General features: G+C 37.0%; 19 protein-coding genes and 5 pseudogenes. 14 read left to right on the top strand and 10 right to left on the bottom strand.

Annotation, left to right across the window (positions count from 1 at the left end; translation table 11 throughout):
• Nucleotides 1-62 precede the first annotated feature (62 nt).
• Together GQR53_RS10010 and GQR53_RS10005 are read left to right on the top strand one after the other, a co-directional pair.
• Nucleotides 63-1,757 carry an NAD-dependent malic enzyme gene (locus GQR53_RS10010; RefSeq protein WP_165743844.1) on the top strand — a complete coding sequence of 565 codons (1,695 nt, stop codon included), beginning with the start codon at nt 63-65 and terminating at the stop codon, nt 1,755-1,757.
• Between the two features lie 154 nt (nt 1,758-1,911).
• Nucleotides 1,912-2,637: an SIMPL domain-containing protein gene (locus GQR53_RS10005; RefSeq protein WP_165743843.1), complete on the top strand. Its 726-nt coding sequence runs from the start codon at nt 1,912-1,914 to the stop codon at nt 2,635-2,637.
• A gap of 3 nt (nt 2,638-2,640) precedes the next feature.
• Here GQR53_RS10005 and GQR53_RS10000 read toward each other — a convergent pair whose 3' ends face one another.
• Nucleotides 2,641-3,993, bottom strand: coding sequence for a DUF2254 domain-containing protein (locus tag GQR53_RS10000; protein ID WP_165743842.1), 1,353 nt, complete (start codon nt 3,991-3,993; stop codon nt 2,641-2,643).
• A gap of 151 nt (nt 3,994-4,144) precedes the next feature.
• Between GQR53_RS10000 and GQR53_RS09995 the strand changes: the two genes are divergently transcribed.
• The 6 genes and pseudogenes from GQR53_RS09995 to GQR53_RS09970 all read left to right on the top strand — a co-directional run bounded on the left by GQR53_RS09995 (nt 4,145) and on the right by GQR53_RS09970 (nt 8,258).
• Nucleotides 4,145-4,516: an MAPEG family protein gene (locus GQR53_RS09995; RefSeq protein ID WP_165743841.1), complete on the top strand. Its 372-nt coding sequence runs from the start codon at nt 4,145-4,147 to the stop codon at nt 4,514-4,516.
• Nucleotides 4,517-4,530: 14 nt separating this feature from the next.
• A complete protein-coding gene (locus tag GQR53_RS09990; RefSeq protein ID WP_165743840.1) occupies nt 4,531-5,163 on the top strand; it encodes a sulfotransferase in 633 nt (210 codons plus the stop codon).
• A 47-nt stretch (nt 5,164-5,210) separates the two neighbouring features.
• On the top strand, nt 5,211-5,783 hold the full coding sequence (locus GQR53_RS09985; protein WP_165743839.1) for a tRNA-(ms[2]io[6]A)-hydroxylase: 573 nt from the start codon (nt 5,211-5,213) through the stop codon (nt 5,781-5,783).
• A 363-nt stretch (nt 5,784-6,146) separates the two neighbouring features.
• Complete coding sequence (locus GQR53_RS09980) at nt 6,147-6,539, top strand: hypothetical protein (RefSeq protein ID WP_165743838.1); 393 nt, start codon at nt 6,147-6,149, stop codon at nt 6,537-6,539.
• Between the two features lie 130 nt (nt 6,540-6,669).
• Complete coding sequence (locus tag GQR53_RS09975) at nt 6,670-6,975, top strand: response regulator (RefSeq protein ID WP_165743837.1); 306 nt, start codon at nt 6,670-6,672, stop codon at nt 6,973-6,975.
• Between the two features lie 459 nt (nt 6,976-7,434).
• Nucleotides 7,435-8,258, top strand: a pseudogene (locus GQR53_RS09970) (alpha/beta hydrolase).
• A 419-nt stretch (nt 8,259-8,677) separates the two neighbouring features.
• Here the strand turns inward: GQR53_RS09970 and GQR53_RS09965 are convergent.
• The 6 genes and pseudogenes from GQR53_RS09965 to GQR53_RS09940 all read right to left on the bottom strand — a co-directional run bounded on the left by GQR53_RS09965 (nt 8,678) and on the right by GQR53_RS09940 (nt 15,534).
• The gene (locus GQR53_RS09965; protein ID WP_002960874.1) at nt 8,678-9,637 is read right to left on the bottom strand and encodes a sugar-binding transcriptional regulator; all 960 of its coding nucleotides are present in this window, start codon (nt 9,635-9,637) and stop codon (nt 8,678-8,680) included.
• 248 nt (nt 9,638-9,885) lie between these two features.
• A pseudogene (locus GQR53_RS09960) lies at nt 9,886-10,887 on the bottom strand (ABC transporter ATP-binding protein).
• A gap of 10 nt (nt 10,888-10,897) precedes the next feature.
• Nucleotides 10,898-11,728 (bottom strand): annotated as a pseudogene (locus GQR53_RS09955) (carbohydrate ABC transporter permease).
• Between the two features lie 2 nt (nt 11,729-11,730).
• Nucleotides 11,731-12,602 (bottom strand): annotated as a pseudogene (locus tag GQR53_RS09950) (sugar ABC transporter permease).
• A gap of 146 nt (nt 12,603-12,748) precedes the next feature.
• Nucleotides 12,749-14,053, bottom strand: a pseudogene (locus tag GQR53_RS09945) (sugar ABC transporter substrate-binding protein).
• A gap of 152 nt (nt 14,054-14,205) precedes the next feature.
• Nucleotides 14,206-15,534 (bottom strand): hypothetical protein, encoded by a 1,329-nt coding sequence (locus GQR53_RS09940; protein ID WP_165743836.1) that lies wholly within the window; start codon nt 15,532-15,534, stop codon nt 14,206-14,208.
• A gap of 528 nt (nt 15,535-16,062) precedes the next feature.
• On the opposite strand from GQR53_RS09940, the gene GQR53_RS09935 reads away from it, so the two are divergent.
• Genes GQR53_RS09935 through GQR53_RS09915 form a run of 5 tightly spaced genes read left to right on the top strand, consistent with a single transcriptional unit; the run spans nt 16,063 to nt 21,659 of the window.
• A complete protein-coding gene (locus GQR53_RS09935) occupies nt 16,063-16,446 on the top strand; it encodes a response regulator (RefSeq protein ID WP_002960883.1) in 384 nt (127 codons plus the stop codon).
• A gap of 13 nt (nt 16,447-16,459) precedes the next feature.
• Complete coding sequence (locus tag GQR53_RS09930; RefSeq protein ID WP_165743835.1) at nt 16,460-17,365, top strand: MoxR family ATPase; 906 nt, start codon at nt 16,460-16,462, stop codon at nt 17,363-17,365.
• A 6-nt stretch (nt 17,366-17,371) separates the two neighbouring features.
• The gene (locus tag GQR53_RS09925; RefSeq protein ID WP_165743834.1) at nt 17,372-18,358 is read left to right on the top strand and encodes a DUF58 domain-containing protein; all 987 of its coding nucleotides are present in this window, start codon (nt 17,372-17,374) and stop codon (nt 18,356-18,358) included.
• On the top strand, nt 18,358-20,328 hold the full coding sequence (locus tag GQR53_RS09920) for a DUF3488 and transglutaminase-like domain-containing protein (protein WP_165743833.1): 1,971 nt from the start codon (nt 18,358-18,360) through the stop codon (nt 20,326-20,328). Before GQR53_RS09925 ends, GQR53_RS09920 begins: the two co-directional genes overlap by 1 nt.
• Nucleotides 20,329-20,336: 8 nt before the next feature.
• Complete coding sequence (locus GQR53_RS09915) at nt 20,337-21,659, top strand: Na+/H+ antiporter family protein (protein WP_165743832.1); 1,323 nt, start codon at nt 20,337-20,339, stop codon at nt 21,657-21,659.
• 268 nt (nt 21,660-21,927) lie between these two features.
• Here the strand turns inward: GQR53_RS09915 and GQR53_RS09910 are convergent, their stop codons facing one another.
• The 3 genes from GQR53_RS09910 to GQR53_RS09900 are packed head-to-tail and all read right to left on the bottom strand — an operon-like array spanning nt 21,928 to nt 24,033.
• Nucleotides 21,928-22,359: an acyl-CoA thioesterase gene (locus GQR53_RS09910; protein WP_002960891.1), complete on the bottom strand. Its 432-nt coding sequence runs from the start codon at nt 22,357-22,359 to the stop codon at nt 21,928-21,930.
• Between the two features lie 5 nt (nt 22,360-22,364).
• Nucleotides 22,365-23,183, bottom strand: a complete 819-nt coding sequence (locus GQR53_RS09905; RefSeq protein ID WP_165743831.1) for a M23 family metallopeptidase — start codon at nt 23,181-23,183, stop codon at nt 22,365-22,367.
• Nucleotides 23,176-24,033: a 6-carboxytetrahydropterin synthase gene (locus GQR53_RS09900; RefSeq protein WP_002960893.1), complete on the bottom strand. Its 858-nt coding sequence runs from the start codon at nt 24,031-24,033 to the stop codon at nt 23,176-23,178. The genes GQR53_RS09905 and GQR53_RS09900 overlap by 8 nt, the downstream gene beginning before the upstream one ends.
• 203 nt (nt 24,034-24,236) lie before the next feature.
• On the opposite strand from GQR53_RS09900, the gene fabA reads away from it, so the two are divergent.
• A complete protein-coding gene (fabA, locus tag GQR53_RS09895) occupies nt 24,237-24,752 on the top strand; it encodes a bifunctional 3-hydroxydecanoyl-ACP dehydratase/trans-2-decenoyl-ACP isomerase (protein ID WP_002960896.1) in 516 nt (171 codons plus the stop codon).
• The last annotated feature ends 9 nt before the right edge of the window (nt 24,753-24,761 follow it).

The following is a 24,761-nucleotide window of genomic DNA, read 5'->3' as shown; positions in this document are numbered from 1 at the left end:
ATTAAACCTCTAACACTGATAATGACAGATCATAACTTAAGACTCCGTTAAAGCCTGGAAATATGACAACTAATACTGATCCTAACTACTTATATATTCATCATTCTGGCCCTGGCCTAATTGAAACACCGCTATTAAATAAAGGCAGCGCCTTTAGTAAAAAAGAACGCGAAAATTTCAATCTTGCTGGTTTACTTCCTCCTCGCTTTGAAACAATAGAAGAGCAAGTTGAGCGTTGTTATCAGCAGTATTCTAGCTTTACCGACAACCTTAATAAGCATATTTACTTACGTGCGATTCAAGATAACAACGAAACACTTTACTACCGTTTAGTGCGTGACCACCTTGAAGAAATGATGCCAATCATTTACACACCGACAGTGGGCGATGCTTGTGAAAAATTCTCAGACATTTATCGCAGCGCACGTGGCTTATTTATTTCGTATGAAGATCGCTACCAAATTGACGACATTTTACGCAACGCTACCAAAGGTAAAGTAAAAGTTATTGTTGTAACCGATGGCGAGCGTATTTTAGGCCTAGGCGATCAGGGTATTGGTGGCATGGGTATTCCAATTGGTAAATTGTCACTTTACACAGCGTGTGGTGGTATAAGCCCAGCATACACATTGCCTGTAATGCTTGATGTGGGTACTAATAACGAAAAGCTTTTAAACGATCCTATGTACATGGGTGCACGCCATAAGCGTATTGCTCAAGACGAATACGATGAGTTTTTAGATTTATTCATTAAAGCGGTTAAACGTCGCTGGCCAAATGTATTACTTCAGTTTGAAGATTTTGCACAGCCAAATGCAATGCCATTACTTAAGCGCTACCGCAATGAAATTTGTAGCTTTAACGATGACATTCAAGGTACTGCGGCTGTAACGGTCGGTTCTTTACTTGCTGCGTGTCGTGTTAAAAATTCAACCCTAAGCCAGCAAAAAGTAGTTTTTGTGGGTGCAGGCTCTGCTGGTTGTGGTATTGCTGAGCAAATTATTAGCCAAATGGTTTTTGAAGGTATTTCAGAAGCTCAAGCGCGTAGCCAAGTATTTATGGTTGACCGTTTTGGTTTGCTTAGTGAGGGTATGGAAGGCTTACGCGATTTCCAACAAGCACTTGCACAACCTAAAGGCTCTTTAAGTGATTGGACTTACAGCGGCGAATACGCATCACTTCTTGATGTTATGCACTGTGCTGAACCTGATATTCTAATTGGTGTTTCTGGTCAACCTGGCTTATTTACAGAACAAGTAATACGCGCTATGCATGCCGGTTGTGAACAGCCAATTATTTTCCCATTAAGTAATCCATCTAAGCAAGTAGAAGCGCATCCTGCTGATGTGATTAAGTGGACTGACGGTAAAGCACTTGTTGCCACAGGTAGCCCATTTGATCCTGTTGAGTACAATGGCGAGACGTTCCCAATCCCACAATGTAACAACAGTTATATTTTCCCGGGTATTGGTTTAGGTGTTATTGCCGCTAAAGCGACACGCATTACTGATGCTATGTTAAGTGTGTCTAGCGAAATGCTTGCAGAGTCGTCGCCGCGTGCAAACACAGGTAAAGGTAGTTTATTACCAGCCTTGACTGAAATTGAAACGCTAAGTAAACGTATTGCATTTGCCATCGCTAAAAAAGCAATCGAAGAGGGCGTTGCTCTTGAGATTACTGATGATGCATTATGGGCAGCAATCGACAAAAATTACTGGTTACCAAAATACCGTAACTATAAACGCAGTAGTATTTAGTAACGTTTATACGTAATTTTAAGTAAATGGTGTAATAGCATTAGTTACAACGCTTAACAAAAAACAGGCAATTGCCTGTTTTTTTGTGCTTGTTCATATTTAATTAACCACGTACGGTGTTTACTTGCTTTTACATAATTAAAGGATCGACTTAATGAAAACACTGACTTTTGTTTTAGGTAGTGCACTGGCTTTAAACGTACTTAGCTTTGATGCACTTGCGGCAGCGACTCCCGATGCTCCTCATATTTATGTTAAGGGCGAAGCGACTCTTACTACAATGCCAGATTACGTACAGCTAAGTGTAGGTATTACCGAAGTTGATAAAGACTTAATTGCTGCTAAAAATAAAACCGACTTAACTATCGCCAAGGCAATTAAGCTCGTAAAAGAGATTGGTGTTAAAGAGGGAGATATAAACGCAGGGCAAATTTCAATAAACCGTGATAGCCAATACAACCGCACTACCGGTAATCAAGAATTTAAAGGCTTTAAGGTTTCTCGTACGTTAACAGTAAAACTCAGCGATATAAATAAATACCCAGAGTTACTACAAAGCTTAGTTAACAACGGTATTAACGAAATTAATCAAACTCAATTTTTAGCAAGCAACTATAACGAGCTGCATAAAAAAGCACAAAAGTTAGCAATTAAAGACGCACGTGACGCAGCAAAAGAGTTTAGTGAAGATTATGACGTTGATTTAAAAGGATTGTACAGCGCATCACTGAGTCCACTCAATGTGCAGTCGCAGCCTTATATGCGCGCAGAAAAAGTAATGATGGCTGATAGCGCACCAAGTAACTATGTACCTGATGCCTACCATGCTGGAGAGATTAAAGTAACAGCGTCAAGCTACGCTGTTTACTACATAGATTAAACTTTAATTTTGGTGGTGCTCAAAACGTGCCACCAACTTCTCACCTTGCTCTTGGCTGATACGCGCTATAGAGTTGAGCATATTAGTCACTTCGCGTCTGTCGTATTCATTAGTTACATGCTCGTTTATGTCATCAACAATTGCATTTAAATAATTAAATAAACTGTTTCGTGCATCGGTATCTTTATGGGCAACAAACAAAATATTTTTAAATGCCTCAAGCACGTTTGTCATTACGTATGCATCGCCTTTGGCGTAATTACGCAGCGGTGTAAAGTTGTCGTGTAATAACTCATCAAAGCTTGTTTCATGAAGGTATAACAATGGGGCATTATCACTGTGCTTAAACGAGTAGTTAATATCGTTAATTGAAAGTCGTTGAATAAGTAAAATACTCAGCATATCAATTGATTTAACCGCAGTACCGGGATCGTTTATGCCTGGACTCATTGCCTTAACCGCAATTTCTGATATTTGCGTTAATCCATAACGGTAATGATCGCTAATGTACTCTTCTATATAAAAAATAAAGCAGTCGAGAATTTTATTAATCAGCTCTTCATCGTTTGCTATATCTTTATTGCATTTTAAAAACGGGTAACCTTTAACTGTAAAATAGCCTTGGTTTACAGATATATACACCTTTATATCTTGCTCAGCCAAAATAGCACACAGCTTATCGGTATGTACGCCTTTATAATATCCTTCTGTTTTACTGCTAACCGAATGCCATTTGCTAAAGTCCGGAAAGTCTTCAACTGGGTTCTCTTGTTGTCTTTGTATTATTGTTTTAATTTCGTTTTTAGTTTGGCTAAACAAGCCATTTAACACGTTATCAACTTGAATAGCACGTGAAATTGAATGTATAAAAAATACAAACAAACCTAATGAAATCAATCCAAAAACAAGTGCAAACAACACACCTATTGAAGGAATTGCCGTACTGCCACCATCAAGCTTATTAATATTTATAAGCATAATAATAGAGTAAATTATGCTGCCTAAATAAAACCCCAAAACCATTTGGTGTGATTTGCGCGTAATAAGCCCTGGCACTACGCGGGGCGATAAACTCGCACTGGCCGAATTTAAAACCACCATTACCATCGAAAAACTGAACACGGTAAGCGAAATAATACTCCCCGCTAAAGTGCTTAAAATAGTCCGCGCGTTTTCGGCGCTATCTACAAGTACAACCGATATAAACGATTTTAGCTGCTCAACAGGGGCTAAATATTCAACCGACATTATAATAATGGCAAATACCAAAAAGCCCACTGAAAGCATCGAAGGGTAAAAGCCAATACTGTTAATCATTTCACGGTAACTGTCGGCTACTTTGCGAGGTACAAACATAAAATCCTTATGTATTTTCTACTAACTTAATACCTCTAGCTTAGCATAGGCAATTATTAAACTTCTGATAATGCTGCTCAAATTTATGTGTTATTATCACGCCCACAATAATAGAGCGCATATTTATGCGATAAAATAACAGGAAAACACCGTGATCATTTCAACTTATGCTGCATTACTCGCATTCTTTTACATTTATTTAAGCTTTAACGTAATAAAAGTGCGCCGTGCGGAGCAAATATCACTTGGTGATAACGGTAATGCAACGCTACAACGTGCTGTGCGTGCCCACGCAAATTTTATGGAATACGTGCCATTTGCTTTAATTTTGCTTTTTTTAGCAGAGTACCAAGGGCTTGCTAGCCATTACAGCCATATATTAGGTGGTGCGTTATTAGTAGGGCGTGTGTTTCAAAACTTAGGCATAGTAGAAAAAAGCCTTAAATATCGCCAAATTGGTACTATTACTACATTTTTAGTCATGATTATCAGCGCCTTTGTATTACTAGTAACACGTGGCTAATTAAAGAAAAGTTAATGAGCAAAATATTTATAATAGGTTTACCACGTACCGGCACAACCAGTGTGTGCCATGCATTTTTAGAGCTTGGCATTACAACAGCGCATACCGCGTATACTAATGCCTGTTTTGAAAATGCCAGCGCAATTGCCGACACTCCCATATTTAACGATTTTAAAGCGCTTGATATTCATTATCCACACTCTAAGTTTATTTATTTAGAGCGCGAACTTGGTGCATGGCTTGTATCAATAAAACAGCTTTTAACGCGTATGCACACTAATTTAACCCGTGCAGACGGGGGCTTTAATATTCATATAAAGCGCTGTTATTTAAATACGTTTAGTGAGCTTTCGCTTAATAATATTAGCGACGATAGTTACTTAGCTCACTGCTATAAAACACATTTTAACGATGCTCACACGTACTTTAAGAATCGTGACAACGATTTTTTATCCATTGATATAGCAAAGCCTGATAGCTACAAAAAACTATGCGATTTTTTAGCATTAAAAAGTGACAAAGCTGATTTTGAAAAAATGAATATGGGCGGTAAAGTCACCGCATGGAACGATATTAAACACCCGCTAAAAGTTGAATCCACCGCTAAAGGGCGCATAGATAAATTGCTGCCTTACAAGATTTTTTAAAACAAATACGTTAAAATCCCCGCATTATTATTTAAGTTGTACAGAACATGTTTGAATTAAAATACCACACTCCATTTGAATGGACCGAAGTTGTCCTTGCTGACTTTAATACTTTTTTACAAGATCATGCCGCTGCAGAAAAAAAAGCATCGGGTATGGCTATGTCTATGCTTTCGCATTACCCAGACAAACGTAAATTAGTAAAAGCCATGACCGACTTAGCATTAGAAGAATTAATACACTTTAAACAAGTGCTTAAGTTACTTTTAGAGCGCGATGTAAACTTAGGTGACGACAAAAAAGACCCGTACATAAAACAAATACGTGCACTGTTTAGACATGGTCGTGATGGTTTTTTAATGGACCGATTACTGGTTGGCGGTGTAATTGAGGCACGCGGTCACGAGCGTTTTTCTTTAGTTGCACAAGCACTTCCTGAGGGTAAAGAAAAAGACTTTTATGTTGCGATTGCCAAGTCAGAAGAAAAACATAAAAACCTTTTTGTAGAGCTTGCTTACGAATACTTTGATAAAGAAGAAGTTGATACTCGCCTAGAAGAGTTACTTACAGCAGAAGCTAAAATCTGTGAAAGCATCCCATTTACAGCTGCTTTGCATTAACTAAAATTAGCGCAGAGCCTATTTTATTCGCTTTGCGCCACCTACCTCTACTCTCATTTCTTGGTTAAACCCTTCATGAATTATTGATTTGCAATTTGCGAATCAAAATAATAAAACACACTTTCACACATCTTAATGCATTGATAATAAAGATAAAAGCGTTTGGTCTCATACTTGCTACCTATACATTAAGCAAATTGATGGAAAGGCTTATGTTAAAATTTACTTTTATACTATTACTAATATCTTTTAGCGCCGTAGGCAGTGAAAGTCATTTAGATTATATAGAAAAGGCAAATGGTGAGCGGGTACAAAAAGTATCACACTTAGTTAAATGGACACATACTCGCTTTGTGAATAGTTTTGAAAAATAATATTACATCAGAGTTAACGATAGCAAGCGATGAAAAGTTAATTTCTCAACTGGTTATTCAGTTAGTGACTGAGGTTTTGGATTCGTCAAACAATACTACGCTTTCAATTAACGCCGAGATTAAAAAAGAAAGTACTCGTAATTACCTACATCTCGATTTTTCATTAAGTAATTTGATTAATACGAGCCATTTTATAACTGAGCTTAAAAGCATTTCGGGTGATGATATAACACGCTTTATAGATGATAAAGATATGTCATTAGAGTTAAAATTTTTTATATCAATATTTAAAATGCTTGGTGGGAAAGCGTTAATTATTAGCAGTAGTGCAAATAAAACGACGATATCACTTTCTATATTGGTAAACCTGGGAAGCAGATGATGAAAAAGAAGTATTAAATAGTCGATTAACAACTACCGATTTAGTAAATACTAATCTATTAACTAATAAAGAACAAAACACGCTATTACTAGTTGATGACGATCCACTTGTTGAGATTGTTATTAGAGCAATGCTAAAAAATGAAAACATAAAAATAGATTACGCGTGCAGCGCAATTGAAGCAATGCTGATGGTATCTCAAAATAGTTACGACATTATTTTAATGGATATAGTAATGCCGCAATTTACAGGCACCGACGCAATGCTAAAAATAAGAAAGCATGCTGACGCATCAGCAACAAAAATTATCGCTCATACATTTAGTGAAAACGAAAATAGTGATAACAAGTATGTGAAGCTTGGGTTTAACGGCCTGTTATTGAAGCCAGTTAAGCAAAGTGTATTAATAGAAAATATTAGATATTTTTTGGAATGAAAATTTAAACAGTAGGGCGGTTAACTATTTTTTATTTATAGCTTACTAAAAAATTAAATTATAATTTTTGAAAGCACTAATGTTTATTAGTGCTTTTGTGTATATGAACCTTTAATTTATTTAAATTTGTAAAAGTCCTTTAATAAGAATAATTACTTCAAATTATTTCTTCAAAGTATTACAAACTACGCTTTTGTAATTGTTGCATGTATACGAGTCATCGTTTCACACTTCTTAAAGCGGTTTGATAATCACAATTATTAAACACTGCAATATTATAAAGTCAGTAAATTTATTTAGCCTAGAGCCCACGTATCACAGGGGTTTAACTTTTAAAACATTAAGATTTTTTAATAACTAATAAATACTCATCTTGGGATGGAATTTGCTTTATAAGGTTATATTCCAATTTTATAGTTCACGAAATATTATAATTTTTAAAGTTAACGAGGCACAAGCATGAGCAAAACACAGTACGTTACAGTAGAAGGTCATCAAATTGCTTATCAAGAAATGGGACAAGGAACACCTTTATTATTGATACACGGTATTCCGACTAATAAATTTTTATGGCGAAATGTGATGCCAAACTTGCATCAAAATATCGGGTAATAGCACCAGATTTACTTAACTTTGGTGAATCAGATATGCCAAGTAACACTGATGTATCTATAAATGCGCAATGTAGAATAATGTGTAAGTTTATAGAAGAGCTCGGTATTTCTAAAGTTAATATTGCTACACATGATATTGGTGGTGGTGTTGCTCAATTAATGGCTGTAAATCATCCGGATAAAGTAAACGGGTTGGTTTTACTTGATAGTGTATGTTTTGATTCTTGGCCAATACCAGAATTTGAACCTTTACTAGAACCAGGCGTAGAAGAAAAAACATCTGTAGATGAATTTGTTGATACATTAAGAGATTTCATTCCCAAAGGTGTTTACGACTCGAACGTAATGACTGAAGAGTTGATGAAAATATACTTAACACCATGGAGTAATGAAAAAGGAAAAGCCGCTTTATTTAGTAACATGCGCAGACTCAATAAAGAATATACCGAAGCTATTACAGGCGATCTTAAAAGCTTACCTCATGAAACACTCATAATATGGGGTAAAGAAGACAAATTTCAAAAGCCAAAGTATGCACCAATGTTAGAAGAAGCAATTCCAAATTCGTCATTGGTTTGGATAGATAAAGCCGCACATTGGGTTATTGATGAACATCCAGATAAAGTGTCTGAGCTTATTAATGAATTTATGAATGATAAAACATTCTAGTGAATTACTAGGCTTATTAAAAATCTATTTATTTCAATATGTTAAGTTTTATTGCATAAAGTAGCGAATAGGCAATCAGTGTAATACCGCTTGATTATATTAATAACCAAGCGGTATTTTTATATGTTTAAGTAACAAATAGCGTAATGAGACAAAACATTAATTTTTAAAAAAGTAGGTTAATGCCTATTAAATATTCAAAATATCGCGTTTATACGTTAATTAATGAAGGTGAGTAACTTAGTTATGTATTTATTTATTCTATTTAACATAATATAAATTATAGGTAGTTAATGTATATATAGAAAGAGCGCTTAAATGCGCCCTTGCTATGTCCAATACTAGACGGTATCGGACATTAAGTGTTTTTATTACAATAACTAGTATTACTAATACAGATACTTTATTTATCAATTTCTTTAATCAATACTAAGTAAACGCTCAGCTGTATATTCGTTAGTAATTAATCCACTGATCATGTTTGACCTTACTGCGCCCAAAATGGCTAACACTTTTTCTTCACCAGCAGCTATCGCATAAATCTGTTTGTTAGCATTTGTTTTTAATGGCGTACTTGCTACACGCTGATTAACTGTGCAATCTAAAAGCTTACCGTTTTTATCAAACACCCAACTAATCATTTCACCAACAGCACCAAGATCTTGTAGCTCTTTAAGTTCTTGCGCATCAATAAAACCATCTATATGTAATGGCGACTTTTCACCTAAGCTACCAATACCCACAAATGTTACATCGGCATCTTTAGCGAGTTTTAAATTGCCGGTAATATTTTGTTGTGCGTGTAACTGTTCTTTTTCTTCAATGCTTCTTGGTAAAACTGGCAATGGCATTGGATAATGTTTTGCATTAGTGTGTTCGGCCATTCTTACTACAACATCATAAGGTGAAGCCGATCCATCCAAAGCCATATTACCTAGCATGGCTACAATTTTATGTTGCGGACAATCAACAGTTCTTAGCTCATCCACACATGAACGTAAAACTCGACCGGTTCCCATAGCAAGTACTTTGGGTTGTTCTGATTTTAGATGACGTTCTATTTCTGCCGCGCCAGCTTGAGCCAAACCTAATGTAGATGAAGGTTCAGATGGATCGCTCGGTACAACTTCACACGAATCTAACCCAAAACGGCTTTTTAATTTTTCGGCCAAATCCATACATTTGGCAATCGGGTGGTCAAGTCTAACTTTAATTAATCCTTGGCTCACAGATAATGCGACCATTCTTTGTGCAGATTGACGAGATATATTTAGTTTTTTAGCAATTTCATCTTGTGTGTTACCGCCAACATAATATAACCACCCTGCTCTGGCTGCATCATCTAGCTTTCTAATTTCTGTATTTGATAGCTTTACCACGTAAACCTCTTAAAATAGAAGGAAAACTAAGTCCTTATTTTTATTACATAATTTTAATTATATGTGCTGCTATATAAATTATTTTATTAATTTTGGAGTATCTATTTATCAATAACGTTTTTGTTATTTATAGTTGTAAATATACCATTCCTTAATAAAAAATACCTAGGTTTCATAGGATTATGTAATTAGAATTTAGTTAATAGCACCTTTATAAAGGTGCTATTTAAGGTAATTAAAGATTGGCTCTAGCGAATTGTTAAACCGTTATTATCAAACTTTAATACTTTATCAGCCGGTGCGCTTAGGTAAATACTATCGCCATATTTTAACGGACAATCACCATCTGCTTTTACTGTTACGGTCCCTTTGCCTTCAATATTTATATGTAAAAAGCTCTCCGATCCTACATGTTCAATTACACCTACAGTACCAGCCCACGTTCCTTGCTCAGTAGAGAGTGTTATATGCTCTGGTCGTATACCAATACAACTAACATTCGCATCTTCATTTTGTGGAGCATCTATAAAATTCATTTTTGGAGAGCCAATAAAACCAGCTACAAATTTGTTTACTGGGTTTTTATAAAGCTCTAAAGGTGTGCCTACCTGTTCAATAATACCGGCATTAAATACCGCGATTCTATCTGCCATTGTCATAGCTTCAACCTGATCGTGCGTAACATAAATTATTGTTTTAGCTTAACTTTTATGTAATTCAGATGTTTCTAAACGCATATTTACACGTAGTGACGCATCAAGATTTGAAAGCGGTTCATCAAATAAAAATGCCGAGGGCTGACGTACAATTGCGCGCCCTATCGCTACACGCTGGCGCTGACCGCCCGATAATTGCCCAGGCTTTCGGTCTAAATAATCGGTCAAATTAAGAATTTTAGCGGCGTTAGCAATTTTACTTTCGATTTCTGTAGGGCTAACTTTGGCTCTTTTTAAAGGAAAAGCAATATTATTACGCACTGTCATATGCGGATACAACGCGTAGGATTGAAACACCATTGCTAAGCCTCTTTTTGCAGGCGGTGTTTTTGTAGCGTCAATGCCGTCAATTTCTATATTACCACTGGTGGTATCTTCAAGCCCTGCGATCATACGAAGTAATGTAGATTTACCACAGCCTGATGGCCCAACAAATACGATAAACTCACCGTCTTTAATTTCTAAGTCGAGTGGTTTAATTACGTTAACTTCATCAAAGTTTTTAGTGACTTGTTTTAGTGTGATGCTGCCCATGTGTATTCTCCTATTTTACTGCGCCGAAACTTAATCCACGCACTAATTGTTTTTGACTAAACCAACCAAGTATTAAAATTGGCACAATGGCCATGGCAGATGCTGCCGATAACTTAGCGTAAAATAACCCCTCAGGGCTTGAGTAACTGGCAATAAATGCCGTTAAAGGTACAGCATTTGCAGCGGTTAAAATAAGTGTCCAAAAAGCTTCGTTCCATGACAAAATTACATTTAACAATAGCGTTGAGGCTATACCCGGTAAGGCTATTGGTAATAAAACATGAAATATTTCTTCTCCAATTGTTGCGCCATCCATACGTGAAGCTTCAAGTATTTCGCTTGGTATTTCTCTAAAGTAGGTGTACAACATCCATACCATTATTGGTAAGTTAATGAGTGTCATTACAATTACTAAACCTAATTTTGTATCGAGTAATGCGAAGTCTCGAAACAATAAATAAATCGGAATAAGTACCCCTACTGGCGGTAACATTTTGGTAGAAAGCATCCACATTAATAAATGCTTTGTTTTTTTAGTTTGTACAAAAGCCATAGACCAAGCAGCAGGCACAGCAATTAATAAACCCAGCAAACTTCAACCTAGCGATATAACTACAGAGTTCCAAAAATGGTTAAAGTATGGCGAACGTGACAGTACATCGCGGTAGTTTTCGAGTGTCCAATCGAATGCATATAAGCTTGGACTTGCTGAAATTGCTTCAGCTTCCGTTTTAAAGCTGGTAATTAACGTCCATAAAATTGGAAAGAAAATCATGCCGCTTATTGTCCATGCAGCTATGGTATAAATTAGTTTGGAACGACGGCTATCTTTTATAGTCATAATTAACCCTCCAAGTTGTTGCCAATTAAGCGCATTAAAAATATAGCGACAATATTTGCAATTATTACTGCAACTATGCCCCCTGCCGAACCGCCACCTACATCAAATTGAAGTAGTGATTGCGTGTAAATTAAGTACGTTATATTGGTCGACGAATAACCAGGACCACCGCTGGTTGTAACTAATATTTCGGCAAAGATTGACAATAAAAATATAGTTTCGATTAAAATAACAGCGGTTACAGCGCGCGATAAGTGCGGCAAAACGATGTAAAAAAACTTACTATGTGGCCCAGCTCCGTCTAAATCAGCCGCTTCTAATTGTTCACGGTCTAATGACTTTATTGCTGTTAGCAGTATTAATGCTGCAAATGGTAACCACTGCCAAGACACAATTATGATGATTGAAAATAACGGCATTTGAACAAAAAAGTCGATAGGTTCAAAGCCAAGTCAAATCGCGAAATGTGCAAATAAGCCATTAACTGGGTTCATTAGCATATTTTTCCATACCAATGCCGACACAGTTGGCATTACAAAAAATGGGGCTAGTACCATAATGCGAACGTAATTTCGTCCCCATATTGCTTGGTCTAGTAAAATAGCTAAGCCAATACCACCACAAATAGTGATAAGTAAAACCCCAGTTACTAGGTAAAGCGTGTTAAAAAATGATTCAAAAAAGCCGGATCAGTTAGAAAAAACTCATAGTTTAAAAAGCCTACAAACTCTTTATCCCCTGGAACGAGTAAGTTGTAATCAATAAATGAAAAATACAGTGTCATACACAGCGGAACTATCATCCAAGCAAGTAATAAAATTACACTAGGAAGAAGCATAAACCAAGCAAACGTGCGCGAGTTAGTTGTTGCCATAAAGGTGACCTTAAAAAAGCCAATTCTATTTACTTGTTAACTATCAAGTGAAAATCAGAAACCCTTGATAGCGTTTATAACTAACAAGTAAATAGAATTGACATAAAATATTGGGTAAGCTTGAGTACTTACCCGCCCATTACATGCTATTTAAGATAGCGAGCTTTACGCATTGTTCGCTCAACGAGGTGCTGAGACGTACTAAGCGCTTGCTTAACGGTCATTTGGCCAGTTAATGCTGCTGAAAATTGTTGCCCAACAGCTGTACCAATTCCTTGAAACTCAGGAATAGCAACAAACTGAATACCTACATAAGGCACTGGTTTAACGGTCGGATTTTTAGGATCTGCAGATTGAATAGAATCTAAGGTAATTTGCGCAAACGGTGCTGCGTCCATGTACTTTTGATTACTGTAAAGTGATTTACGTGTATCTGGCGGTACTTTTGCCCAACCTTTTTTGTCGGCTACAAGTTGAGTGTATTCTTTAGATGTTGCCCAGCTAATAAATTTCATTGCGGCATCTGGTTTTTTGCTGCTTGCCGGTACGGCTAAAGTCCAAGACCATAACCAGTTACCGCGTTTACCTAGACCGTTATCTGGCGCAAGTGCAAACCCTGCTTTATCGGCAACTTCTGAATCTTTTTTGTTAGTAACAAATGCGCCTGCAACGGTTGCATCAATCCAAATACCATATTTTCCGGTTTGAAATAGTGCAAGGTTTTCATTAAAGCCGTTTGCAGATGAACCCGCAGGACCAGATTCTTTCATCACGTCGACATAATACTGAAGGGTATTTTCCCACTCTGGGGTATTAAACTGAGGTTTCCAATTTTCATCAAACCAACGCGCACCAAACGAATTTGCCATGGATGTAATAAGCGCAACGTTTTCGCCCCAACCTGCTTTACCACGTAGACAAAGGCCATAAACACCTTCTTTTTTATCTGTCATCGCTTTAGCAGCTTTGCGTATAAAGTCCCATGTTGGGGCTTTAGGCATTGTCAGCCCTGCTTTTTCCATTAAGTCTGTGCGGTACATAACCATTGAGCTTTCGCCATAAAATGGCGCAGCATAAAGTTTGTCATTAATCGTTAAACCACTTCGAATTGCCGGAATTAAATCGTCTAAATCGTATTTTTCACCTAAATTATCCAGCTCTTTTAGCCAGTTTTGCTTGCCTCAAATTGGTACTTCATAAGTACCTATGGTCATAACATCGTATTGGCCGCCCTTTGTTGCAACATCGGTAGTGACACGTTGGCGAAGAATGTTTTCCTCTAGAGTGACCCATTTTAGATCTATATCAGGGTTTTGGCTGGTAAAGTTACTACTTAATTCTTTCATGGTGATCATGTCACCATTGTTAACAGTCGCTATTGTAATTGTTTCTTTTGCCGCAGCGCCCATGCTTATAAAGCCACACGCGAGCATAATTAATTTATTTTTCATCGGGTATTCCCCATACACGTTATGCTTTAACAAGTACTATTAAATTTCAATCTAATGCCAATTCTATTTATGGCAGTTTTAACGCATAAAACTGCCCGCAAAGTGCCTTTTTAGGTCCTTTGTTTAAATAGTTAGACTAGTTGGATAATGATTTAAAATTTAACAGATATTTCAGAAGTGAAGCCGTCAAATCCTTTACCGATTTGGCCGCCCGAATTAACACCTTCTTCTTGGTTAACATACTCAACTTTTAAAAGCGTTTTATCGTTAAACCAGTAACCTGCGGCTACTTGAATACGCTCTACTGTGTTGTCTGTTTGTTCAATTAAGTCAGAAGTGTTTTCGGCTTCTGCATAACGAGCCGCTACATATAGCTTTTTAGGAATAATATATTGTTGTGCTTCAAAAACGAAGTACTCAACCGATGAGTCGCCTTCTATTACACTGTTTGAATCAAAAGTAGTACCATTTTCATCTGCTATACCGTTTGTACCAAAGTAGGTAATACCGGCAACTGCATTACCAGCGGCATCTGCAAATGTGTAATCATCAGATGATTTACCAACCATAAAGATTAAGCTAGTTTCGTCAGATGGTTGATAAGCTAAATTAAGCTGGATGATTGATTGCTCAAGCCCTGGCATTGCGCCAACGTGAGTGTCACGCTCGTTCGAAGGTGACGCTGAGAAATTATAGTTTTCACCATCGCCAAAGCGATAGTTTGTTGTGGTTACACCATCAAGACTTGCTACGCCATTTTCAAAACGTAACTGGTCGCCTTGATTGGCTTTTAATAAGTTTAAACCTGCTTTAAAGCCACCTTCAAATTCTAAAGTACCTTGAAGACGGTAGTTATAACCTCTGTCTTCTTGAAATGCTTCACCGAAACTTGAAGTCGTAATGTGACCTGTAACATTATAAGCACGAACTACACCACTATCGAAAGTTTCGCTGTAACTTAGCTGTGCACCGTTTTCTGCGGTTGCGTAATCGGTAATACCATTACCAATAAGTGCATTACTTTGGTTATCTGCGCCGTCTTGAAAACCTTTAAATTGAAAAGGCGACCCACCAATGTTACCTAAACGCAGTGTTAAATTTGCGTTTACTTTTGGTGTGCCATATAGACCTAGTAAGTCAAATTCAACACCTGCAAAATCGTTGTGAAATGAAAAGTCACGATCTTCGCCACCAAAGTCATTAGGCTCTTCTGCAATATCTATATCGGCAGTAATGAATTCGTTAATATGAAATTTAAGTATTAGATTTGCTCTAATACGGCCAAATCCTGATTCTTGTTCTTCATCTTCTGGACGAAATGCACCGTCTTTAGCCTGAATTGACTGAAAGTTTTGCATTAGTAAAAAGTCTACGTCAACGCGATCTAAATATTCAGAAATATCAGCCTGTGCTGGAGCCGATGTAGCCATAGCTGCCGCTATGAGTGAAATTGCAAATTTAGTCTTTTTATTATTCAACATAATAAGCTCTTTATTTAGTGTGGTGTGTAATGCCAACTTTATTAAATTGCATTTTCATTTAATGAAATTGGTATTAATTCAGTGTGTATAGATGAGGCTCGCTGAGCAAAACATTAAATAGTTAATGAAATTGCATTTATGAGCATAAGCTCACCTGTTGAGTATAAGCACAGAATGGATTTGGAAGGTCAACGATTTTTTATTACAAAACGTTTACAAAAAATCGAATTTATATGTAAATATTTTTGAATCAATAAGTTAAGTAGCAAATTTGTTACATCAAATTTTGATGGAATGATGTATTGGATTAAGGAATTTCTTATGAATACGCCATTATTGTTCAATACTATTAATAAAAATATAAGTTAGTAGAAGACATAAAAGCAGGTAATCCTTTAAAAATAGGCTGTTGGGCAACCTATAAACAGTTTATTTATTGGTGTTTTTTAAGTAACGTTCTTGAGCTTATGATGGGGTTAGCTTAGTATTAAAGCACTTAGATGTATTCAAAATAGAAGTAACCTACATATGGAATTTGTTCGCCCGCTAGAGCCCATCCTCATTATTGATGACGTTAAGGAAATTCGTGATTATCTAAACCAAATTTTAACTGACTTAGGGTTTGAAGATATATTAGAAAGTGCTGATTTTAGCTCTGCCAAACCTATTATGGACAATAAACCGCCAGGCGTTATATTTGTAGATGTAGATTTACCTGACTCTAACGGTGCAGAGATATTGGAATACATTAATAGTGCTTACCCGCACACTCATGTTGTTATGTGTTCGGGCCACAATAGTCTCGAAAACGTACAAAACACGTGGGAAATGGGCGCTAAAGGTTTTATTGCAAAACCTTTCAATACAAAAAAAGTAGACACTGTAATGAAGCGTCTTGAAATAATAGAATAATAGAAAGGTTAGCATGCATAGTACTGTTACTGCGATTATAGAAGATCTTTCGAGTGTTATATTTGGTAAACAACAACAAATAAAACAGGCACTTACATGCTTATTTAGCGAAGGGCATTTACTCATTGAAGATTTGCCTGGCATGGGAAAAACCACTCTTTCTCATGCATTGTCAGCTGTGTTAGGTTTATCGTATCAGCGTATACAATTTACCAGTGATCTTCTCCCTGCTGATATTCTGGGTACTAATATATTTAACTCTACCGAGCACAGTTTTACGTTTCATAAAGGCCCTATTTTTAGCCAAGTTGTTTTAGCTGATGAAATAAACCGCGCAGGGCCCAAAACACAAAGTGCGTTGCTTGAAGCAATGGAAGAGCAACAAGTAACAGTCGATGGAAAAAAATATACGCTGCCAAATCCATTTTTTGTGATAGCAACACAAAACCCGCTTTATCAATCAGGTACCTACCCGTTACCTGAGTCGCAATTAGACCGATTTTTAATGCGCATTAGCTTAGGTTTTCCACCTAAAGAAGCCGAAAAACGCTTAATTTTGAATATGCAAAAACGAGATTACAGCCAATTACCTAAGCGTATTAACCAACAAGAGTTAGCGGCAATTCAAACTCAGATAAGCCAAATTACTTTAAGTAGCCCGGTTATTGACTACATTATAGAGCTTGTTAATTACACACGCACAAGCAACGCTTTTGCATCATCGTTATCACCTCGTGCTAGTATGGCTCTGGCTAAAGCGGCTAGGTCGTGGGCCTTTATTGATGGTCGTGATTTTGTAATGCCAGAAGATGTTCAAGCCGTATTTGCAAGTGTGTGTCAGCATCGATTAGGTTTGCATAATGAGTCAGGTGAAGCACAAGTAAACGATATTTTAAAAAACGTATTAGTTCCGGTATAAACTTTTATGCCAAAAAAAACAGCTAAGCGCTCTTCTTTATTTAAGTCATTTAAGCAAAGTGTATTTAATAAGTTATTAAAAAATAAACATTTAAAAAACTCAATTACACTTGAACACAGAACAATTTATGTATTGCCATCATCCCTTGGTTGGTACTTTATAGTTGTAGCTATTTTAAACTTTGTGATGGGCATTAATTATCAAAATAATTTAATTTTAATAATGTCTTATCTTATGTTTGTGGTAATGATTATTACTATATTAATGGGCTACAGTAACGCTAAAGGCTTAACAGTTAAATTTAAAGATGCATTTAACAGCTACGCTCCTCAAAAACCGAGTATTATATTTGAATTACAAAGCCCTTCTGTTACCCAATCTATTAATTTAACATATCAAGGTAGTGAGCAAACTTACAAACATACCGGCCAAGTTGATAGTAAACCTCAGTTGCTTACACTCCACTTACCCTATAGCTCACGCGGTAAGTACTCAGTGCAACGTATTAAAATAGCGAGTAACTACCCCTTTGGTTTGATAACTGTTTGGAGCTACATTCAATTACAAGAAGAAGTATTTGTATATCCGTCGCTTGAACAGGTTCACTGTGATGCGCATGTTTCTATGCTTGATGAGCAAGCCGATAAAGGTATTTCTACACAATCTGGTAGCGAAGAGTTTGAGTCTCTTATCCCACACTTACCTGAGATGGGCTTGCAAAGAGTGTCGTGGAAGCATTACGCAAAAACACAGCAGTTGTTAGTTAAAGAGTTTGTAGACTTTAAAACAGCAAATGCGCTCTTCGATTTTACGTTAATGAATGGAGATACAGAACAACGTTTAAGCCAGTTATGCTTTTTAGTGTGTGAAGCAACCGAGAAAAACACCCCTTTTATGTTAAAGCTACCGAATAAAACAATAAATACAAATACCGGACAGCAACATAAGCAGCAATGCTTAGAATTATTATGCTCATTTAATGGTGATGTGTAATGGACATACTTAAAAATGAAAAAGTAATAAATTATTCGCTGTCTTTTATATATGCATGTTTGATTGTATTTTTTGTATCACATTTACCGCTTGTTTTTGTTGGTGTACTTACACTTATTTGTGCATGGAACTTTTACATAACGCTGAGTAATAAACCCAAGCCAAATGCTTGGCTGGCAAATATACTCGCAGGTGTGTCATTAGGTTTAATGCTCTACACAGTAGGCATGTCGGATACGGTTATTTTATTTGTGGCTATGCTGCTACTTGCTAGTTTATTTAAGCTGCTGCAGGCTAAAACCAAAAAACACTATCATGTAATTACAACGCTTACGTTTTTTTCACTCTCATCGGTGTATTTATTTAACCAAAGCATTTTAACGACTTTAACTGTAAGTTGTTTATACATATTAAACTTTGCAGTACTTGGCCTACTCGAGTCCAAACATAATTTAAAAATCGCCTCTAAGCAAAGTGGTAAATTGCTACTTTTAGCGCTTCCTTTAGCTATATTTTTACTGCTTTTTTTACCAAAAATGCCTGCCTTTTGGCAGCTTCCTGGGCCTAAGCTTGCTAAAACAGGGCTTTCTGAACAAGTCGATCCATTCGATATTGCAAAGCTTTCAAACTCAGATGAACTTGTGTTTAGAGCTAAATTTAACGAAGAAAAACCTGTAGCGCCTTATTATTGGCGAGTAATAGTCCATGATGAGTTTAATGGTAATGCGTGGCTTACGTCTGACTTTTTAAAATATAATAATGTAAAAACAAATACGCAGAGCGAAAATGATGAGCAACTTATTGCAAGCTACTCAGTTATTGCAGAGCCTGCTACACAAAAATGGCTCTATGGTTTAGCGTATTCCAGTAGTAACTCACCAAATGTTGAGGGTAATTCGCTAGGTTTATTGCGTAAAAAAAGTCGCCAAGCTAAAAACTTACAATACGATGTAAATAGCTTTAACTTCACAGCTTTACCGCTTGGCGAATTTGAAGAAAAACGCTACAAATACCTCTCCAATAAAAAGAATGTAAAAACATCATCACTTGCTAAAAACTTAAAGCAAAATACACACTCTGACCGCGATTTTTACAATAGCTTATTACAGTACTTTGCAGGTACGGGATTTACTTACACATTAACACCCACTCCTATGAGCGGCGATAACACCATAGATCAATTTTTATTTGATAATCAACGTGGCTTTTGTGGCCACTATGCCAGTGCCGCTGCGTACATTTTTAGAACCGCAGGTATACCCGCTCGACTAGTAAGTGGCTATTTAGGTGGTGAATTAAATCAAGATAATAATACGCTAACAGTTCGACAATACGACGCACATGCATGGGTAGAAGTATATTTACAAAACGAAGGTTGGGTTATTTTTGATGCAACCGCCGTTGTTGCACCAGAGCGTTTAAATGGCTCACTTTCGCAAAACGAAGAGCTGAATGACGAATTTAAAAGTAACCTTGATTTTGGTTTAGTGAGTTTAAGTAATTTCCCCGCTATTAATTGGTTAAGGTTGGAACTTGAAAACCTCGATTATCAATGGTCTAGCTGGGTACTTGGTTTTGACGAAGAAAAACAAAATGATTTTCTAAAATCAATTTTTGGTAGTAAAAACATTTGGCTTGTACCATTAATGGTTTTACTACCAGCTGGTTTTTGTTTTATATGTTATTTTGTTTATTTAAACTTGCCAAAACGCCCGGCTAAATTAGCGCCTATGGTTAAAGAATTTTATGAAGTAAAAGCATGGGCTAAAAAACAAAAAATAAATACACCCGATAATTTAACACCGAATCAGCAGTTACATTTTTTTGCTGACAAACTCCCTCGTTCTGCACAATCTATAAACACTTTTAGTCAGTTATTTAACCAAGTACGCTATGGTAAAAAACCTTTTACGAAAGAGCGTAAAACTCAGGCTAAAGATCTGATAAAATTAATTAAAATTTCCAAATAGAGAATACTATGAATGCTGTTGTTATAGGCGTTATTTTAATGCTCGGGCTATCTCTGGCTCGCGTTAACGTCATTGTTGCCATGATCATAAGTGCGTTAGTTGCAGGTCTTACTGCAGGCTTGGGCATAAAAGAAAGTGTTGATGCGTTTAATTCTGGCCTTTCAGCTGGAGCTGAAATTGCACTAAGTTATGCTATGCTCGGCGCGTTTGCCGTTGCTATTTCTAAGTCGGGTTTAACACGCATTCTCGCTGATAAGCTACTTGCTAAAGTAAATGCAAAAGGCAGCGGTAATGAAACATTTTTAAGTTACTTCATTTTATTAATTATTTTAGGTTGTGCAATTTCTTCGCAAAACTTAGTCCCTGTACACATAGCGTTTATTCCTATTTTGATCCCGCCGTTACTCGTTGTTTTTAATCAGTTAAGATTAGACAGGCGTGCTATAGCGTGTATTTTAACATTTGGATTAGCAACGTCTTACATGGTGCTGCCTTATGGTTTTGGGGGTATTTACTTATATTCTATTTTGCACAAAAACCTAGTTGATAACGGCCTAGACATTGTAAATACACAAGTCCCTATGGCGATGATCATTCCTGCATTAGGTATGTTTATTGGATTGCTTATTGCGGTATTTATTACCTACAAAAAACGCCGCGAATACACCGAGCTCCCATTAACAACTGTTAGTAAATCGGCTGAAGTCGAAAACCCTAAAAAAGTAATGACTGTAGGACTTTTTGCAGTACTTGCCTCACTTGTCGCACAAAATCTAAGTGGCTCAATGATTTTAGGTGGCTTAGTAGGTGTAATGATATTTAGTGTTTTTGGTATAGTTAAGTGGGAAGAAAACGGCGACGTATTTAGTAAAGGCGTTGCGATGATGGCCATGATTGGCTTTATTATGATATCGGCACAAGGTTTTGCATCGGTTATGCAAGCCACTGGCGATGTAGCAAGCTTAGTACACAGCGCAGCCGCCCTTTTTGATGGTAATAAACCTTTGGCCGCCGGTGTTATTTTGTTAGTCGGGTTATTAATTACAATGGGAATTGGCAGTTCGTTTTCAACAGTGCCTATTATTGCAACTTTATTTGTTCCTTTATGTTTAGACCTTGGGTTTTCTGTTATGGCTACCGCTGCGCTTGTTGGTACTGCGGGCGCTCTAGGTGATGCAGGCTCTCCTGCTTCAGATTCAACGCTTGGCCCAACATCGGGTTTAAATGCCGACGGCCAGCACGACCACATTAGAGACTCTGTTATTCCAACGTTTATTCACTTTAACATTCCACTGCTTATATTTGGCTGGATTGCAGCAATGGTACTTTAAAAAGTATTTATGTAAGTTTAATAAATGTAATTAAAAGCTAAATATAACCAAAAAGGTATGTTAAAAGCATACCTTTTTAGTATCCAAATCCAACAACTCTCACCCCTATCAATCTCCCAAGTTTGATTATTTTTTAGTTAATATCAGCTCTGTTGTTGAGATTATATTTAATAAATTTTTAGTATGATGTGTTCTTTAAGGGGTTTTATATAAGCACCAATTAAGGTGGTTATATAATTTTACTTTAGCGCGTATTCAAAGCTTTAAGTTAATCAAAACCATAAATCATTTTGTCGCATACTACCGGAGTCGGTCTGTGGTTATCATCAACTGCTACAAACGTAAAGCTGCCACTAATGGCTGAATGTTTATCGTCTTTGTGCATCGTTTCTAATAATATATCTACGTCAACTTTTAAGCTGGTGTTGCCTACATGCACTACTTTAGCTATTAACTCTGCAAAAGTACCTGCTGGTATGGCTTCTTTAAAGTCGACTCTATCTGAAGATATAGTTACCAAAGGCTTACGGCAAAAACGAGTCGCTGCTATAAATGCCACTTCATCCATCCACGCCAGTGCATCACCACCAAATAAAGTATTGTGATGATTAGTACGCCCTGGAAACACGGTTTTAGTTACCGATGTGGTTGAGTCTTCAATACGCTGAGCAATTATTGCATCGCGATTTACGTCAGTCATAATCTCTACTTTTTGTTTGCTAATGTATCTTGCATTAGTAATGCAGGATCAAGGCGTTCGCCTTTCCAGTTAAAACGCCAATCTAGGTGAGGACCCGTTACACGCCCTGTTGCACCAATTTCAGCTACTTTGTTACCTTGCTCAATTTTATCACCTACTTTTACATCAAGCTTACTTAAGTGAATGTAAGTTGAGGTAATACCATGGCCATGATCAATAATTAATGTACCGCCAGAGTAATATAAATCAGGTTCAGCAAATACCACGGTACCACTAATAGGCGCGTAAACAGGAGAGCCCGTTTTATTGGCAATGTCTAAGCCAAAGTGCGGACGACGAGGCTCGCCATTAAAATAACGCTGGCTACCATAAACACCCGATATGCGCCCTTCTGCAGGCTTTAACACAGGGTCTAAAAAGTACAATAAATCAGAGTCTACTTCTCTGGCTTTTCGTACCGCAATGGCTTCGCGGCTTATACGCGCACTAACTTCTTTTGCCGGAGATACATATTTTTTAGCTACGCCGGTAATTTTATCAATTTTATATTCGCGCTTAGTGATAGCTATTGATTGTGAATGCGATTCACCATTGTTATCTACCCATTTTAAAGTATGAGTAGTATCAGCGTCACGACCAAAACCAAACACAAAATCACCCTTTGGTGAAAGTTTTAAGCTTTTGCTATCTAAACTTACTGATTTAGCGTTTTCTAGCTTTCCAGTAACTAAACCGCCTTGTGTTAAATGCCCTTTTAACTCAAGCGCCATAGCACTAAAGCTAGCAGATGCAACAAGCGCTGTTGCTAAAAGTGTTTTAAACATAACTAATCGATCCTTTTCCAACACCTTCATAAGCGGTTACTTTCACTGCTTTTTCTGGGTATTGAGCTTTAATTTGGCCTGCTACATGTTCAGCAATACATTCTACAGTGGTATCTACTGGCAAAATGTCGCAACGAGACTCGCTAATAGCCATTTCAAAATAGCCTTGTGCCGATGTATAAGCAAAACATACGTCACCCGCTTTGGCTGGTATGTGTTTTAAATCAGCTGCATTAATTTGATCTTCACTGGTGGCTAAGTAAATATCTTCCCACTTTTGAGACCATTCTTTTTGCAAGCGCGGCATAGAGATACCATCTAGGCTAATACCAATTTGAGAACGATGCCCATGAATAATACGCTGGCAATTACCGTCATGTTTTTTAAGGCCATGGCTATAATGATAATAAAAACTTTGGCTGTGTTCAGGCTTAAGAGACAGCTCTATTTTTTCAATGTTATCTGGTAGCTTCGGTAAAATAGTCGCAATTAAAAATTCGGTAACCGATTCAACCGTTACTTCGTCTGCGTTAATCATGCAATAAGCTTGATGAGGGGCACTCATAGCTAAGTGGTTGTTTTCACCAAATGTACAGTCGAGTGTTTTATGCTCGTCAAATTCAGATACAGTGCCATTAAGCCCTGTAGGAATTGCTAAACGGTGATCAATGCACTCATCTATAATGCCTTTAATTTGCTTTTTAACTAAACCAAAATCTAAAACCATAGACTCTTCGTTAAGTTTACCGTGCAAAGTTAAATCAACAATCCAGCTCTCGCCAACGGCGCCGCGTTTGTTACATAAGTAAGAAAAATCAATCACAGTTAGTGAGTTAACAAAAAGGATCATAAACTTCCTTTAGACTGGTTATAAGACAGCGTTAATTATAATGATTTCTGATTGTAATTGCGCGGTTTTATAGTGCAAAAACCAATCGCGTTGATTGATTGATGATTTAATATGCAATATTTTGATTTTTTAACTGCTCCGAGTTGTTTAGCGTACAAGTGTACGCTAAAGTACTTGGCAATTTCTAAGCGAAGATAAGTGTTATGGAACCTAAAAATAGCTATACAAAAGAAGAGTTGATCCTGTGTGGTCAAGGTGAAATGTTTGGTGAAGGCAACTGCCGCTTACCAAGTGACAACATGTTAATGATGGACCGCATTACCTCTATTACTGCTGATGGCGGAATTCATGGTAAAGGCGAAATTGTTGCTGAGCTTGATATTGACCCTAGCCTGTGGTTTTTCGATTGTCATTTTAAAGGCGACCCAGTAATGCCAGGTTGTTTAGGCTTAGATGCTATGTGGCAACTAGTTGGTTTTTACTTAGGTTGGTCTGGTGGCCCAGGTCTTGGCCGTGCGCTAGGTGTGGGTGAAGTTAAATTTACTGGCCAAATTTTACCAACTAATAAAAAAGTAACTTACCGCCTTGTAATGAAACGCGTAATTAAACGTAAATTGTTCATGGGCGTTGCAGATGGCACTGTAGAAGTAGATGGCCGAGTAATTTACGAAGCAAAAGATTTAAAAGTGGGCTTGTTCCAAGACACTAGCGCGTTTTAATTTTTAAAT

The organism is Pseudoalteromonas sp. Z9A6, assembly GCF_011378805.1.
Taxonomy (GTDB): domain Bacteria; phylum Pseudomonadota; class Gammaproteobacteria; order Enterobacterales; family Alteromonadaceae; genus Pseudoalteromonas; species Pseudoalteromonas distincta.
The sequence above is the reverse complement of the archived record's forward strand: the minus strand, read 5'-3'. Positions and strand labels throughout refer to the sequence as shown.

Excerpts from the sequence above, each read along its gene's own strand:
- GQR53_RS10010 (WP_165743844.1), top strand. The coding sequence starts at position 63 with ATGACAACTAATACTGATCCTAACTACTTATATATTCATCATTCTGGC.
- GQR53_RS10005 (WP_165743843.1), top strand. The coding sequence starts at position 1,912 with ATGAAAACACTGACTTTTGTTTTAGGTAGTGCACTGGCTTTAAACGTA.
- GQR53_RS10000 (WP_165743842.1), bottom strand. The coding sequence starts at position 3,993 with ATGTTTGTACCTCGCAAAGTAGCCGACAGTTACCGTGAAATGATTAAC.
- GQR53_RS09990 (WP_165743840.1), top strand. The coding sequence starts at position 4,531 with ATGAGCAAAATATTTATAATAGGTTTACCACGTACCGGCACAACCAGT.
- GQR53_RS09985 (WP_165743839.1), top strand. The coding sequence starts at position 5,211 with ATGTTTGAATTAAAATACCACACTCCATTTGAATGGACCGAAGTTGTC.
- GQR53_RS09975 (WP_165743837.1), top strand. The coding sequence starts at position 6,670 with ATGCTAAAAAATGAAAACATAAAAATAGATTACGCGTGCAGCGCAATT.
- GQR53_RS09940 (WP_165743836.1), bottom strand. The coding sequence starts at position 15,534 with ATGTTGAATAATAAAAAGACTAAATTTGCAATTTCACTCATAGCGGCA.
- GQR53_RS09935 (WP_002960883.1), top strand. The coding sequence starts at position 16,063 with ATGGAATTTGTTCGCCCGCTAGAGCCCATCCTCATTATTGATGACGTT.
- GQR53_RS09930 (WP_165743835.1), top strand. The coding sequence starts at position 16,460 with ATGCATAGTACTGTTACTGCGATTATAGAAGATCTTTCGAGTGTTATA.
- GQR53_RS09925 (WP_165743834.1), top strand. The coding sequence starts at position 17,372 with ATGCCAAAAAAAACAGCTAAGCGCTCTTCTTTATTTAAGTCATTTAAG.
- GQR53_RS09920 (WP_165743833.1), top strand. The coding sequence starts at position 18,358 with ATGGACATACTTAAAAATGAAAAAGTAATAAATTATTCGCTGTCTTTT.
- GQR53_RS09915 (WP_165743832.1), top strand. The coding sequence starts at position 20,337 with ATGAATGCTGTTGTTATAGGCGTTATTTTAATGCTCGGGCTATCTCTG.
- GQR53_RS09910 (WP_002960891.1), bottom strand. The coding sequence starts at position 22,359 with ATGACTGACGTAAATCGCGATGCAATAATTGCTCAGCGTATTGAAGAC.
- GQR53_RS09905 (WP_165743831.1), bottom strand. The coding sequence starts at position 23,183 with ATGTTTAAAACACTTTTAGCAACAGCGCTTGTTGCATCTGCTAGCTTT.
- GQR53_RS09900 (WP_002960893.1), bottom strand. The coding sequence starts at position 24,033 with ATGATCCTTTTTGTTAACTCACTAACTGTGATTGATTTTTCTTACTTA.
- fabA (WP_002960896.1), top strand. The coding sequence starts at position 24,237 with ATGGAACCTAAAAATAGCTATACAAAAGAAGAGTTGATCCTGTGTGGT.